This is a genomic window from Frankia alni ACN14a, from assembly GCF_000058485.1.
Lineage (GTDB): Bacteria > Actinomycetota > Actinomycetes > Frankiales > Frankiaceae > Frankia > Frankia alni.
Genome location: NC_008278.1, coordinates 1,617,497 through 1,630,793 on the forward strand (window position 1 = coordinate 1,617,497; position 13,297 = coordinate 1,630,793).

Annotated in this window: 14 protein-coding genes and 1 tRNA gene; 5 read left to right on the top strand and 10 right to left on the bottom strand. The window is 73.1% G+C overall.

Going from position 1 to position 13,297, the window contains the following annotated elements; all coding sequences use genetic code 11:
• Positions 1-75: 75 nt before the first annotated feature.
• Both FRAAL_RS30230 and FRAAL_RS30235 read right to left on the bottom strand, forming a co-directional pair.
• Entirely contained in the window at positions 76-495 is a 420-nt protein-coding gene (locus FRAAL_RS30230; protein ID WP_050997026.1) for an RNA polymerase sigma factor, read from the bottom strand.
• Positions 480-764, bottom strand: a complete 285-nt coding sequence (locus FRAAL_RS30235) for an RNA polymerase sigma factor (RefSeq protein WP_011602707.1) — start codon at positions 762-764, stop codon at positions 480-482. Before FRAAL_RS30235 ends, FRAAL_RS30230 begins: the two co-directional genes overlap by 16 nt.
• Before the next feature lie 244 nt (positions 765-1,008).
• Here FRAAL_RS30235 and FRAAL_RS06610 point away from each other — a divergent pair, with 244 nt between their 5' ends.
• Positions 1,009-2,346 carry an esterase-like activity of phytase family protein gene (locus tag FRAAL_RS06610; protein WP_041938934.1) on the top strand — a complete coding sequence of 446 codons (1,338 nt, stop codon included), beginning with the start codon at positions 1,009-1,011 and terminating at the stop codon, positions 2,344-2,346.
• Positions 2,347-2,866: 520 nt separating this feature from the next.
• The gene (locus FRAAL_RS06620) at positions 2,867-4,075 is read left to right on the top strand and encodes an RCC1 domain-containing protein (RefSeq protein ID WP_162137457.1); all 1,209 of its coding nucleotides are present in this window, start codon (positions 2,867-2,869) and stop codon (positions 4,073-4,075) included.
• Positions 4,076-4,157: 82 nt separating this feature from the next.
• Here the strand turns inward: FRAAL_RS06620 and FRAAL_RS06625 are convergent.
• A tRNA-Leu gene (locus FRAAL_RS06625) sits at positions 4,158-4,238 on the bottom strand.
• Positions 4,239-4,556: 318 nt separating this feature from the next.
• Here FRAAL_RS06625 and FRAAL_RS33950 point away from each other — a divergent pair.
• Positions 4,557-5,285, top strand: coding sequence for a hypothetical protein (locus tag FRAAL_RS33950; protein ID WP_193790324.1), 729 nt, complete (start codon positions 4,557-4,559; stop codon positions 5,283-5,285).
• A gap of 190 nt (positions 5,286-5,475) precedes the next feature.
• Here FRAAL_RS33950 and bcp read toward each other — a convergent pair whose 3' ends face one another.
• The 5 genes from bcp to FRAAL_RS06655 all read right to left on the bottom strand — a co-directional run bounded on the left by bcp (position 5,476) and on the right by FRAAL_RS06655 (position 9,682).
• On the bottom strand, positions 5,476-5,967 hold the full coding sequence (gene bcp / locus FRAAL_RS06635) for a thioredoxin-dependent thiol peroxidase (protein ID WP_011602713.1): 492 nt from the start codon (positions 5,965-5,967) through the stop codon (positions 5,476-5,478).
• 158 nt (positions 5,968-6,125) lie between these two features.
• On the bottom strand, positions 6,126-7,100 hold the full coding sequence (locus tag FRAAL_RS06640; protein ID WP_041938935.1) for a DsbA family protein: 975 nt from the start codon (positions 7,098-7,100) through the stop codon (positions 6,126-6,128).
• The gene (locus tag FRAAL_RS06645) at positions 7,084-7,623 is read right to left on the bottom strand and encodes a MauE/DoxX family redox-associated membrane protein (protein ID WP_011602715.1); all 540 of its coding nucleotides are present in this window, start codon (positions 7,621-7,623) and stop codon (positions 7,084-7,086) included. Before FRAAL_RS06645 ends, FRAAL_RS06640 begins: the two co-directional genes overlap by 17 nt.
• Positions 7,620-8,525 (bottom strand): SCO family protein, encoded by a 906-nt coding sequence (locus tag FRAAL_RS06650; protein ID WP_231861540.1) that lies wholly within the window; start codon positions 8,523-8,525, stop codon positions 7,620-7,622. Before FRAAL_RS06650 ends, FRAAL_RS06645 begins: the two co-directional genes overlap by 4 nt.
• A gap of 239 nt (positions 8,526-8,764) precedes the next feature.
• Complete coding sequence (locus tag FRAAL_RS06655; protein ID WP_231861541.1) at positions 8,765-9,682, bottom strand: hypothetical protein; 918 nt, start codon at positions 9,680-9,682, stop codon at positions 8,765-8,767.
• Positions 9,683-10,203: 521 nt separating this feature from the next.
• On the opposite strand from FRAAL_RS06655, the gene FRAAL_RS06660 reads away from it, so the two are divergent.
• Together FRAAL_RS06660 and FRAAL_RS06665 are read left to right on the top strand one after the other, a co-directional pair.
• A complete protein-coding gene (locus tag FRAAL_RS06660; RefSeq protein ID WP_011602719.1) occupies positions 10,204-10,620 on the top strand; it encodes a DUF3618 domain-containing protein in 417 nt (138 codons plus the stop codon).
• Positions 10,617-11,219: a histidine phosphatase family protein gene (locus FRAAL_RS06665; RefSeq protein WP_011602720.1), complete on the top strand. Its 603-nt coding sequence runs from the start codon at positions 10,617-10,619 to the stop codon at positions 11,217-11,219. Before FRAAL_RS06660 ends, FRAAL_RS06665 begins: the two co-directional genes overlap by 4 nt.
• Before the next feature lie 36 nt (positions 11,220-11,255).
• Here FRAAL_RS06665 and FRAAL_RS06670 read toward each other — a convergent pair whose 3' ends face one another.
• Positions 11,256-12,491 carry a lysylphosphatidylglycerol synthase transmembrane domain-containing protein gene (locus FRAAL_RS06670; protein WP_041938936.1) on the bottom strand — a complete coding sequence of 412 codons (1,236 nt, stop codon included), beginning with the start codon at positions 12,489-12,491 and terminating at the stop codon, positions 11,256-11,258.
• Positions 12,492-12,672: 181 nt separating this feature from the next.
• Entirely contained in the window at positions 12,673-13,119 is a 447-nt protein-coding gene (locus FRAAL_RS06675; protein WP_011602723.1) for an ATP-binding protein, read from the bottom strand.
• Positions 13,120-13,297: the final 178 nt, after the last annotated feature.

The following is a 13,297-nucleotide window of genomic DNA, read 5'->3' on the forward strand; positions in this document are numbered from 1 at the left end:
TCGAGCAGCGCCGACCGCTGCTCCAGGCGCCGCGTGGGAATCGACCGCGGCAGCGGTGGCCGCATGCGTCCCGGATCAGACATCTCGCACCGCCTTCGGGCCCGGCCGATTCTTGATTGCCGTCCGATCCCAGGGCTCCGGCATGGAACCGGTCACGGCGTCGTCGGATGCCCTCGCCACCGTCGGCACGCCGTGCCGCAACCGCCTGCGGGCCCGGGCCACCCGCGAACGCACCGTCCCCACCGGAACGCCGAGGGCCACCGCCGCCTCCGGGTAGGTCAGGCCCTCCAACGCGACCAGGACGATCGCCTCCCGCGCACCGCGGTCCAGCGTCGCGAGCTCGCGAAGGATCTCCCGCATCCGCCGCTCGTCGTCCAGCCTGGCCGCGACCTCGTCGGCGTGATCCGGCTCCGCGGACGACGGTGGCAGCCGGTACAACGCCGCGTCGTACCGGTGGGCCGCCCGCCGCTGGTTGCGCATCACGTTCGTGGCCACCCCGAGCAGCCAGGGCCGCAGCGACCCGTCCCCGACCCCGACACCGACACCGTCACCACGTCGGCGCGCCGTCGCCAGGCCTCCAGGAAGACGACCGACGTCGCGTCCTCTGCGGCGCTCCACGTCCCGAGCCGGTGGAAGCAGTAAGCGTAGACCGCGTCCGCGTGCGCGCGGAACAGCCGCCCGAAGGCGGCTCCGTCCCCTCGCCCGGCCTGCTCCAGGAGGGCCTCGTCCCCGTCCCCATCGGCCTCATCCCCCGCACCCGTCATCGTCGCCCCATGCCGGGTAATGTCCGCGCCCCTCGTTCCGGTTCTCGGATGCATCCCCGCGTGCGTCTGCGCGGCGTGTGACAAGGGCGTTTCCGTCCGTTGGTCGTAGTGCGGAGGGTCGCCGGACGGCTGCGGTTCATCGGATGTCCATCGCCGGGCCCTAGCGTCCGTTGTCGGCCGTGTCGACGGTCGGTACCTGGGGAAACGACGGGAGATTCCGATGCGGGAATCAGGGGGGAGTGTCGTGGCATCGAGACGACTTCGTGGATGGGCGGTCGCGGGCCTGGCACTGACGGTGCCGCTCGGCCTCGTCGCGGGGCAGGGAATCGCGTCGGCCGCTTCGGCGAGCAGCGGGTCGACCGTGCCGACGGTGGTGGCGACAGGAACACTGCCGGACACCCGACTGGCCGAGTTCTCCAACGGGCTGATCCCCGGTTCGGTGGACACCGACCGCGGCGTCAACCTCGGCGGCATCGGCAGTGATCTGTACCCGGCCGGTCGGCCGAACGAGTTCTGGACCGTCACCGACCGCGGTCCGAACGGGCAGATCAAGGTGGCCGGCAAGAACCGGCGTACCTTCCCGGTCCCCGGTTTCGACCCGGCCATCCTCAAGGTCCGTGTCGACGGATCGACCATCAAGGTCCTGGCATCCCTGCCGATCACCACCGCGCACGGAGCACCCGTCACCGGCCTGTCGAACATCGACGGCTTCGACGAGACCCCGTACACCTGGGACGCCCAGACGAAGCTCCCGTTCAACCCGAACGGTCTGGACACGGAGGGACTCGTCCGCACGCGCAGCGGCGAGTTCTGGCTGGTGGACGAGTACAGCCCGTCCCTGCTGCGGATCAGCGCCCGCGGAAAGGTGCTGGCCCGGTACGTCCCCGCCGGCCTGAAGCTGACCGGGACGGACTATCCCGTCATCCCGTCGCTGCCCGCGATTCTCGCCAATCGTAAGATCAACCGCGGTTTCGAGGGCATCGCGCTGGCGCCCGACGGCCGGACGCTCTACCTGGCCGTGCAGAGCCCGCTGCTGGTGCCGGACACCGATACCGGCGAGGCGTCCCGCACCACCCGGATCTTCCGGTTCGACACCGCGAAGAACACGGTGACCGGCGAGTTCGTCTACCGCCTCGAGGACGTCAGGACCTTCGACCCGAGCGCCGACGGCGACCCGTCCGCGATGAAGATCTCCTCGCTCGCAGCGGTCGACGAGCACACCCTGCTCGTCGACGAGCGCACCGACCCCGTCGCCCGCCTCTACACCGTCGACCTGCGTAAGGCCACGAACATCCTCGGCACCACGTGGGACAGCGCCGCGACCTCGCCGTCGCTGGAGTCCCTCGCCGACCCGGCCACGGCCGGCGTCACGGTCCTGCCCAAGCGCCTCGCCGTCGACCTCGAGGCCGTCCCCGGCATGCCCGACAAGATCGAGGGCGTCGCCGTCCTCGGCCCCCGCACCATCGCCGTCGCCAACGACAACGACTTCGGCCTCGGCACCTTCGACACCTCCGGCCAGCTCAAGGATTCCGGCGTCAAGAGCAAGATCCTCCTCCTCCGCCTGAACCACCCGCTGTCCTGACCGGTACCTGACCGGTACCTGACGGGTACCTGACCGGAATCGGTCCGGCCTGGCGACGAACTCGTCGACGTCAGGCCGGACCTGGTCCGGTGCTGAGCGCCAGATGTCGCCCGCCGCTCCGGCTAGTCGCCGATGTCCTCACTCCACAGGGTCGGCTCCGCCTCGATGAACTCTTTCATCAGGCTGCGGCACTCCTCGTCGTCCTCGCCAATGCGGCAGACCCCGCGCCCACCGGTGGCGGGGATTGACCGTGGCGGGGTTTTCCGCGCATCACGGCGGCACAGGGGCGTCACAGCTACGTCACGGCTCACCCAGGAGGACCCAACCCAGGCTGAATCCGTGCGGATTATGCCCGCCCGGACCGCAGCCGTGGGTCTGGCTCCGCCGCCGGGCGGTGGTGGAAGGGCTACGTCGAGGGAGGATCATGGTGAGCGCGGTAGGTGTTCGTTCGGACTCGCCGGTGCACGACGGGCGGTCGGCTGGCAGATGGCCACGCAGGCGTGGGCGCGCCATCCGGGCGGTGGCGGTGGCAGTGGGGGCCACGGCGTTGTTCGCGCCGGTGGGGCCGGCTGTGGCCGCGTCCACCGCCGCCGACCACATCGGTGCTGCGGCCTGGGGTTTCAACCCCGACGGGGCGCTGGGCGACGGGAGCACGACAACGCGCCTCACGCCCGTGCAGGTGGTCGGACTGACTGACGGCGTCACCCAGGTCGCCGCCGGCGGCTATCACAGTGTGGTGCTGCGCTCGGACGGCACGGTGTGGACCTCGGGCCTCAACCTCAACGGGGAGTTGGGTGATGGAACCACGACGGACCGCCGCACGCCGGGACCGGTGTCCGGGCTGACCGGCATCACCCAGATCGCCGCGAACAGCCATTTCACGCTCGCCCTGCGGTCCGACGGCACGGTCTGGGCCTGGGGTGCAAACAGCTACGGACAGCTGGGCGACGGCAGCACCAGGGGCCGCAACACACCGGTACAGGTCTCGGGACTGGCCGGCATCACCCAGGTGGACGCCGGCGCGGCGCATGGCCTCGCGCTACGCAACGACGGCACCGTGTGGGCCTGGGGCGACAACGAGTTCGGGCAGGTGGGCGACGGCAGCACCACCAGCCGTTCCACGCCGACGCAGGTTTCGGGGCTGACCGGCGTCACCCAGATCGCTGCCGGCGGTGGTCACAGTCTGGTGGTGCGCGGCGATGGCGCCGTCTGGGGCTGGGGCTTGAACCGGAACGGGCAGCTGGGTGACGGGACCACGAGGGACTCCACCACGGCGGTGCGAGCTGCCGGGCTGACCGGGGTCGCTCGGATTGCTGCCGGTGAGACCCACAGCCTGGCGTTGCTCGGCGGCGCCGGCCTCTCCTCCGGTCAGGTGTTCGCGTGGGGTGACAACAGCAGCGGACAACTGGGGGACCGCACGAGGACGGACCGCGTGACGCCGGTGCGGATACCCGGACTACCGCCGGCGGGCGCCACGACCTCCGCCGCTCAGGGGTCCGGGGCCGCTCAGGGACCCAGGTCGGTCACCCAGATTGCTACCGGAAACCTCCACAGCCTGGCGCTGCTCTCGGATGGCACGGTATGGGCGTGGGGCCGTTACCCGTTGGGAGACGGCACCGAAACCACCCGCGAATCACCGGTGAAGGTGCTCGCACTGTCCGGGGTCCGTCAGGTCTCCGGCGGTGGGTTCTTCAGCATGGCGGTGCGGCTGCTACCACCCGCGAACTAGTCGCGCTACTTGTCCACTGCTCGCGGTCGTCGCGTGGCGCCGACCGCGAGCTAGCGACAATCCGTAGACGCTCTGGAGCGGGTGCGGGAGGGGGGACTTGAACCCCCACGCCCTAGGGCGGCAGGACCTAAACCTGCTGCGTCTGCCATTCCGCCACTCCCGCGTGGCTTCCAGGGTAGCGAGGACCGGCACCACGGTGGCATGGCGGCCCTCCGAAGCGTCGATCGGCGGTCACCGTGCGCTGCGAGGTCCGTCCAGATGCGTCTCGTTCTGTTTCGCGGGGTTTGAGGGGATGGGAGCCGGACACATACCGGGCCGTCAACAGGGTTCGCGTCGTCGGCCGCCATCGTTGGTCCGACGGTCGCCTTGCCGACAGGCGCGGCGGTCTCGCTGTCGCCAGCCCGACCCGCACGGGTGGTAGTCCGGCGGCAGGCTGGTGCGTGCGCCGGTCCGCGCGAGGACGACTGGGAGACGACAACAAATGACCACGACGGAGGCCCCGGGTACCGGCGGCGCGTCCACCGACACCGCCGTGCCCACCGACACCGCCGTGCCCACCGCGGACTCGACCGGCGCTGCACCCATCGACATCCCGTCCACCTCCGTCGGCCGTGTCGTCGTCGACGTCGTTGGCGACGGGTCTGACTCGGACGACCCACCGGCCGATTCCGCTGGTATTACGGTCGCCGAGGGGCAGTCGGGCTCGGACGGTGTGCCCGCGGGTGCCGTCGACGATGACCTCGACGAGGGCGACAGAACCCGAGGTGCCCGGCGGCATCTCGCGGCGGCGGCTCCTCCTGGCGCGCACCAGACGGTGGCGGACGCGGCGGCGGCCGACGGGGCCGCGCGGATCGTGTCGCGCATGGGGCGGTCCGGGCCCCGGCACGCCGCCCAGCGTGCCCTGCTGGAGCGCAACCGGGCGCTGACGCTGATCCACTCCGGGCAGGCCACCACCGCGACCGTGGACACGCTGTGTGACACAGGCGTGCGGGTGAACGGCCGGGCCGTCGCCGAGGTGCACCTGCTCGTCGATCGGCCGGGGGGCGCGCCGTATCCGGTGGTGCGCAGCGCGGTGGTGCCCGACGCGGACATGGATCTCAGCCGCGCGGCGATCGCCTCCTCCGGTCGGCCACGGCGCATCCCGGTGCTGGTCGACCCGCGGCGGCCGGAGAACGTGCTGCTGCGCTGGGATCTGCGGCCGGCGAGCTAGAACCCCGCGGGCCAACCCCGGCGCGCTGCGTGCACCTCCCTGCTTATCCAGAGGGTTCCGTGTCCGACTTATCCCTCTGGATATGCAGGCGGCGAGCGGCGGCGCGGCGCGGCGGCGGCCGGGCGGGTGGCGGCGGCGGCCGGGCAGGTGGCGGCGGCGGGTGGCGGGCGAGGGGAGCGGCGCGGGTTGGTCAGGCGGTGGCGAGGTTGAGGTCGCGCAGGAGCTTGGCGACGTGGCCGGTCGCGCGGACGTTGTACTGCGCCACCTCGATCCGGCCGTCGGCGCCGATGACGAACGTCGAGCGGATCACGCCGACGGTCTTCTTGCCGTACATCGTCTTCTCGCCGAACGCGCCGTAGGACTTCAGGACGCTGCGCTCCGGGTCGGACAGCAGCGGGAACGTCAGCGACTCGTTGTCGCGGAACTTCACCAGCTTCGCCGGCTTGTCGGGGGAGATCCCGAGGACGTCGATGCCGGCGTCGTTGAGCTGGGCGAGGCTGTCCCGGAAGTCGCACGCCTGCTTGGTGCAGCCCGGCGTCGACGCGGCCGGGTAGAAGTAGACGACGACGCGGCGGCCCCGCAACGACGACAGCGACACCTCGTTGCCGTCGGCGTCGGGCAGGGTGAAGTCTGGAGCGGGGTCGCCGGGGGCGAGACGGGCGGCGCTGGCGGTCTCAGTCATGGCCCGAAAAGTAGTCGTGGCCTGCGCGGAACGGCAAACCGCCCCCGTCCCCCGAGGCCAGGGAGCAGCACGCGCGGCCGCGGCCGGCCGTTCCTTCCAGGGGGAAGGAGACGGCCGGCGCGGCGCGGGCTGGCCGTTCGCCCTGGCCGGGGACCCGGTCAGCTCGCGGCGGTGACGGCGGCGCGGAAGCCGTCGGGGGTGAGCTGGGTGCCGGAGAGCTGCTTGCCGCCGATTTCGACGGTCGGCGTCTGCGCGACGCCGGCCTTCGACGCGTCGCTGTCGACCTTGGCGACGTAGCCGTCGTAGGTGCCGTTGTTGACGGCGTCCTTGTAGGCCTGCGAGGTCAGGCCGGCCTTGGCACCGAGCGTGAGCAGGGTGTCGTTGGTGAAGCCGCCGGTCTTCTCCTCCGGCTGGTTGGCGTACAGAACGTCGTGAAGCTGGCGGAACCTGCCCTCGTTCGCCGCGGCGGCCGCCGCGTTCGCCGCCCGCTTCGACTCGGGACCGAGGAACGACATCATGTGATAGTCAATCTTGATCTTGCCCTGATCGAGCAGGGCGCGGATCGTCGGGCCGGTCTGCGTCTCCAGCGCCCCGCAGGCGGGGCACTGGAAGTCCTCGTACAGGTCCACCGTCACGGGGGCGGACGCCTGGCCGACGATGATGCCGTTGTCGCGCCCGGTGGCCGTGGCCGGCAGCACGACCGGCTTCGACTCCTCCCGCGAGTTCTGCACGGCAAAGCCGATCACGCCGGCGACGATGAGCACCACGACGACCACCCCGGCGACGATCAGATTGCGCCGGCGCCGTTCCTGAGCCGCCGCCGCAGCCCGGGCGGCCGCGGCCTTGGCCCGCCGGTCCTCGGCGCCCGCCTTGCCCCGCCGAGCCGGACCCGATCCGCCACCGGCTGCCCCCGCGGAGCTCGGCCCTGCCGCCGCTCTCGTCCCGGCACCGCCGCGGGCGCCGGCACTGCCTTCGGAGCTGACAGCGCCTCCGGAGCTGACAGCGTCTCCGGAGCTGGCGCCGCCTTCGGAGCCGGCCGCGGAGCTGGCGGCGGATCGGCCGGCGGACCTGGTCGCGGTCGGGACGTTGCGGCCGTTCCCGCCCTTGCCGCGGGTCTTAGAACTCGAAGCCATCTGTGTCACTCCTGGAACGGTCGTTGACCGGCTTGTCGAGGATGCGGTCCACGGCGAGGTAGCCGCCGGGCCGCCAGGCGAGCAGCGCGGCCGCGGCGAGCAGCAGGCTGTCGCGGACCAGCTCGGAGGTGTAGTGCGTGGGGGCGTCGGCCGTCAGGTCGCCGCCGGAGGAGAAGCAGCCGCAGTCGATGCGCAGGCCGCGGGCCGCCGCCGAGGCGATGGCCGCGATGTAGACGGCGAACATCAGCGCCGACACCAGCGCGGTCACCCGCACCGCGAGTCCCACGACGAGCAGCACGCCGAGGGCGATCTCCAGAAACGGCACGCCGTAGGCCACCGGCTGCACCAGCGCCTCGGGCAGGATGCGAAACGCCCGCACCGAGCGCAGCATGCCGTCCGGATCGTTGACCTTCAGCAGGCCGGCGACGAGCCAGACGGCGCCGAGGGCCAGACGCAGGACGGTGGAGATGCCCCGGCTCGCCGGCTGCGTCGGCGTGGTGAGGCGGTAGGCAATCGTGTTCATGACCGGGCTTCTGGTCCGGACCGCTCGGCGGTCAGCTTGGGCAGGTCGTCGATGTAGGCCTGGACGCCCGTGCCCGCCAGGTACAGCGCGCGGATCCGGTCGTCCCGGGAGAAGGCGATCACCTGGGAGCCGTGGGTGACCAGAACGGAACCGTCGGCCTGGACCTCGGGCTTCTCCAGGGGGACGCCCAGGGCCTCGGCCTCGGTCTGGATCCGGTCGAACGTGCCACGGACACCGATGAAGGTCGCGTCGAACTGCCTAAGCCAACGACTGAGAACCGGCCCGGTATCCCGATCAGGATCGGACGTCACGAAAACGACCGCGATCTGCTGCCGTACGTCCGGTTTGACCTCGGTGAGTGCCGAGGAGATGTCCGCCATCGTCGTCGGGCAGACGTCGGGGCAGTGCGTGTAGCCGAAGAACAGCAGGGTGACCTTTCCCTTCGTCCGTTCCCGCAGGTCGAAGGGACGTCCGTCGGTATCGGTCAGATTCAGGGCGGGTTTGGCCAGCCGCTGCGCCGGAACGGTGCCGTGCAGACCGTCATCGCCCCCGTCGCCCGCGTCGACGACGGTCACCCCGTTGTTCGTTCCGGAACCGGCGCAGGCGGTGACCAGCAACAGCGACGAGACGGCCAACGCCGACCCGAGGATGGCGAACAGTCGCCGCGGCCGTCGCCGACCGGCCGCCGGCGACGGCTGGGCGAGCAGCGACGGCTGAACGGCCGCGGCGGCCGAGCCGGCAGAGGAGGGCTGGCCGGCCGGGGAGGGCTGGCCGGCCGGGGAGGGCTGGGTGGCCGGGGGCGGCCCGATCGGGGGGGACAGGGGAACGGGTGGGACCGCGTGGCGGGAGGTGGACCGGCCGAGGCGGACGGGGACCTCGCGACGGGGACGGATCAGGGACATGACACTCCAGGAGCGGGCGCCGCAGGCGCGCGGGATCGCCACCGGCCGGCGGCGGGCGTGATCAAAGATGATCGACGTACAAGCCGTGGGTGACGGGCTGACGGACTGATGAGGCAAAGCGGGACGCGCGGCGACGCCACAGACGGCCCGTGCAGGCAACAGACGGCCCGCACAGGTAGCCAGACGGCGGCACAGGCAACGCAGCGATGCCCCACCGCCCGGCCCGCGGCGCAGCGCAGCTAGACCGCGGCGACCCGCCACGCATCCCGGAACGATCTGATGGCGAGCGGCACCGGCGGGCCGCGCCGAGCGACGGCATGACGCAGCAACAGCAGGCGCGGGCGCCCCCTCGATCCCGCTCGCCCGATCGGCGCGAACCGCAGGGCCGGCGCCGCACGCGGCGAGGTCGCCTGGAGGGTGGGCAGCCGGCACGCCAGCAGCCGACCGGCGGCCACCAACACCTCCGCGCCGCGTCGGGCCCACCAGAACATCAGCGCCGCGGCCAGGGCGTGGGCGAGCAGCATCGCCAGGGCGGCCGCGCCGGCCGAGGCGGACGCGGGAACGAACGCAGCCAGGCCGTCGACGTGACGGTGGCCCGCGGCCGACGCGTCGGCTGAACCGGTCCCGGCCGCGACCCGACGGGCGGCCGCCAGCAGCGCCGGATCGACGTGCGCCAGCCCGGAACCGGCCTCCTGCGCGGGAGCAGTTGGCCCGGGGCGCAGCGCCGAGCCGACCACTGCCCTGGCGGCCTGCACCGCCGATGCGGCGCCGGCGCGGCCATCGTGGCAGAGGAGCACGCCGAGCAGGCGATCGCCGCGCGCAGCCTGTGGCGCGGCCCCGCAGCCGACCGCGGCGAGCGCCGCGTGCAGGAGGCCCTGGACGGCGAGCAGGCCGCCGAAGGTCCGCGGCCCGCCGATCCGTCGGCGCGGGCCGTGCTGGTGCCGGGCCGCGGGTGCGGCCCGGCGGCCGGCCAGGACCGGTCGGACGATCTCGGCCGCGATGGCGAGCAGGACGGCGACCAGCGCGACGAGGAACAGCCGGCGGGTCGGCGGCGCCTGGCCGGTCAGCGGAAGGTGAGCGAGCAGTGCCCAGGCCACCGCCGGCACCGCGAACGCGGCTCCGGCGAGAGCGCCGCGAGGGACCACGGCGCAGAGCACGCCGCCGCGCTGTGGGCGGTGCGGGCGGTGCGGGCGGTGTGGGCGCGGTTGATGCCGCGGGTGCGGGGGGTCAGGACTGGGCGGCCCGGGGCGATGCCCTCCCGGGTCAGACCGTTGCCGACCGCCGCGCACAGCCCTCAGCGTAATGTCCGGCGCCTCGCGATCCCCGGTCAGTCCGGCCCGCCGTCGGCGAGCCGGTCGACGGCCTGGGCTGATCCACGGACGCGGGCCGGGGGCGACAGGTCGGAGGCAGGCGCCGAAGTGGGGGCAAGCCGGCACGCGGGGGCAAACGTGAGAGACCTCCTGGCGACCACTCGACGTTTCGCCTCGCCGGGGGGTGGTCGGTCTGGCACGATCAGAACAGGCCGGCCGCACCCGAGGGGGTCGCACCTGGCAGGGGCGCACCCGGCAGGGCCGCGCCCAGCAGGGCCGCACCTGACGGGGTCGTCCGCGGTGCGGCGTCGAGCGATCGGCGCGCACCGTGACCGCCGCCATCCGCACCGGACGAGAGGGCAACATTCGTGCCGCAGGACCCGGCCGTCATCCAGCGGCAGATCGAGGAGACCCGCGCCGAACTGGCCGAGACGATCGACTCGATCGCCGAGATCGTCAGTCCACGCCGGATCGCCGAGCGCACGCAGGAGCAGCTCCGGATCAGGGCTGCCGAGCTGCGGCAGCGCTACGGCCCCGCGCTCGGGCTCGGCCCGGGCCCGGACGCGCCGCAACTACCCGCGGGTCCCGGCACGACGGCCGGCGGGGTGCTGGTCCCCGGCGGGGGCCGGGCCGGCGGGTCCGGGGTGAACCGGCTGTCCCAGAGCGGCGGCGTGACCCTCGTGCGGGTCGTGCGGTGGGATCGGGTGGCCCTGGTCGGCGGGGGTCTGCTGCTGTTCGCCGGCGGGGTACGGCGCCGGCGGCGGCGGTCCTCCCGCCGCGCATGACCGCACAGGTCCCGCCGGGCCGGGTGGTGCTGCTGCGCCACGGGGAGACCGAGTGGAGCCGGCTCGGTCGGCACACGGGCCGCACGGACGTCGAGCTCACCGCCGAGGGGGAACGCCAGGCCGCCGGGCAGGCCGCTCGGCTGTCGACGTGGTCCTTCGGGCTCGTCGCAACCAGCCCGCGGCTGCGGGCTCGACGCACCGCCGACCTCGCCGGCCTCGTCACCACCTCCGAGACCGCGCGGGAGTGCTGGGACGACCTGGCCGAATGGGACTACGGCGACTACGAGGGAATCACCACGGCGACGATCCGTGAGACGGTGCCCGGCTGGACGGTGTGGACCGCGCCGGTGCCCGGTGGTGAGACCGCCGAGCAGGTCGGCGCGCGGGCCGACGCGGTGCTGGACCGGCTGCGCCCCTGGCTGGGGCGCGGCGACGTCGCGCTCGTCGGGCACGGGCACATGCTGCGGGTGCTCGCCGCCCGCTGGCTCGGTCTGCCGCCCCGGGCAGGGGCGTACTTCGTGCTGAACGCGGGTGGGCTGTCGGTGCTCGGTCACGAGCACGAGGCGCCGGTGGTCGAGGCCCTCAACCTGCCGGCCTGACCCCGTGCCGCGTCGGCCCCCGCCGCCGGGCGTGCGCTACAGGTTCCCGCTGCGCCGCAGGCCGGCCAGGGCGACGATCCCGGGCAGGACCGGCAGCCAGAAGCTGATCACCCGGTAGACGAGGACGGCGGCAAGCATGGTCGCGGCGTCGCCGCCGGCGGCCGCCAGCCCGAAGGCCAGCGCGGGTTCGAGCGCGCCCACCCCGCCGGCCGTCGGCGCCGCGCCGGCCACCATGGAGCCGACGAGGTAGACGGTGGCCACCGACATCACCGAGATGCTGGCCCCGAAGGCCCAGACCGTGCAGGCCAGCGCCAGGATCTGGAACAGGCGGGTGCCGGCCTGGGACAGCAGCAGGACCGTGGCGCGTCCGGGGGAGTGCGCGAGGACCGACAGATGAGCGCGGAAGGCCCGGACGGCGGGACGCGCCATCGCCCGCACCCGCGGATGGGCGACGGTCCCGGTCACGAGCGCGCAGACGACCACGCAGCCGAGCAGCACCGGGCCCGCGCCGATCCCCTCGAGGGTGGACCGGACCGGGCTGACCACCGCCGCGCCGATCCCCGAATCGCTGAGCGTCCCGGCCACGATGACGATGCCGGCCAGGTGGGAGACCGCGCCCGCGGCCTTGATCGACGCGACGGCGGCGAGCGCCGCGGGCCGGGTCATCCCGCGCTTCTCCAGGAACCGCAGGTGGACCGCGATGGCGCCGAGGCCGGCGGGGACGATCCGGTTCGCCGCCGCGGCGGCCACCTGGACGCCCGTCACCGTGCGCAGCTGCACTCGCAGGCCGCTGGCCGCGCGCATGGACAGGCCGTTGGCGACGTAGAACAGCGCCGTGCAGCAGGCACACGCGGCGAGCCAGTGCCATCGCGGGGCGGGCACCCCGGACAGCCGGGAGACGGCGTCCCCGCGGAAGCGCACCGCCAGCACGACCAGCAGCGCCGCGACGACGATCCCGCACAGCAGGGGCCGGCGCCGGGACCGCGCCAGGCCGACGGCGAGGGGCTCGTCGAAGACGTGCCGGTCGGGGTCGACGGCACCGGCCGGGTGTTCCGCCGGCACGGCCCCGACGTTCTCGGGCCTGGCCGGGCGGCGGCGCTGGCGGGGCAGCGTCTCGGGCGGGTCGGTCGGTACGGGGGCGCTCTCCGCGCCGAGCAGGACCGGGATCTCTATGACAACCCCCGTAGGGCCGGAGCAGTGGTCACGGTCGTGACGATGGAGACGCAGGTCACGGTACGCGAGTTGGCTGAACAACACCTGAAGCATCCGCATTGTCGGCCTGACTAACTCCGGTCGTCGGCGCAGGGAGCGGACAAATCATCCGATGGTGCCGGTGCGGGCCACGAGGTCGGCCGCCACGGCTTCGCGGTAGGAAACATGTGGGAGATATGTGCAGAAATGCCGCTTTAACACTTCTTCGGCTGGTCGATGCCGGGCGGCGTTCGAAGCTCCGTCAGGAGCCGCAGGCTACCTCCAGCGAATCCTCCTGACGTGGCGGATCCGGCTGGCGGGGAAGATCGAACCAGACCTGCTTGCCCGGCCCCTGGCCGTCCAGGATGTCGACGACACCCCACTGCAGGGCCAGCGCGGCGACCAGGTGCATGCCCCGGCCGGACTCGTCGTCCTCGCCGGCGGGCTTCAGCGCCGGATGCTGCGCGGTCCCGTCGTCGACGGCGATGCGGATCCGGTCGGCCTGCAGCTCGACGCTCAGGCACAGCGCGCTGCGGTCGCCGACGAACCGCACGGCGTTTGTCACGACCTCGCTGACGAGGAGCTGCGCGACGTCGACGGTCTCGGGGCGGCTCCAGGCGGCGAGCAGTTCGGCGACCAGGCGGCGGGCCCGTCCGGCGGCCCGGGGATCGGCGGGCAGGTCGAAGCGTGCGGTCAGTGCCTCGGCCACGCCTCACCTTCCGTGGAATCGGGCGGGACGGTTCCGTCGTCCGTTGCCGTCCTCGCGCCAGGCGAGCTGCCCGGCGACGCGTACCTGCCACACCGCTCGCCACCTCAAACCTGCACCGTCCGTGGCCCTCGGTCGCCTTGACGACCACGTGCCGCATCTGGATACCGCGCGACGGGAC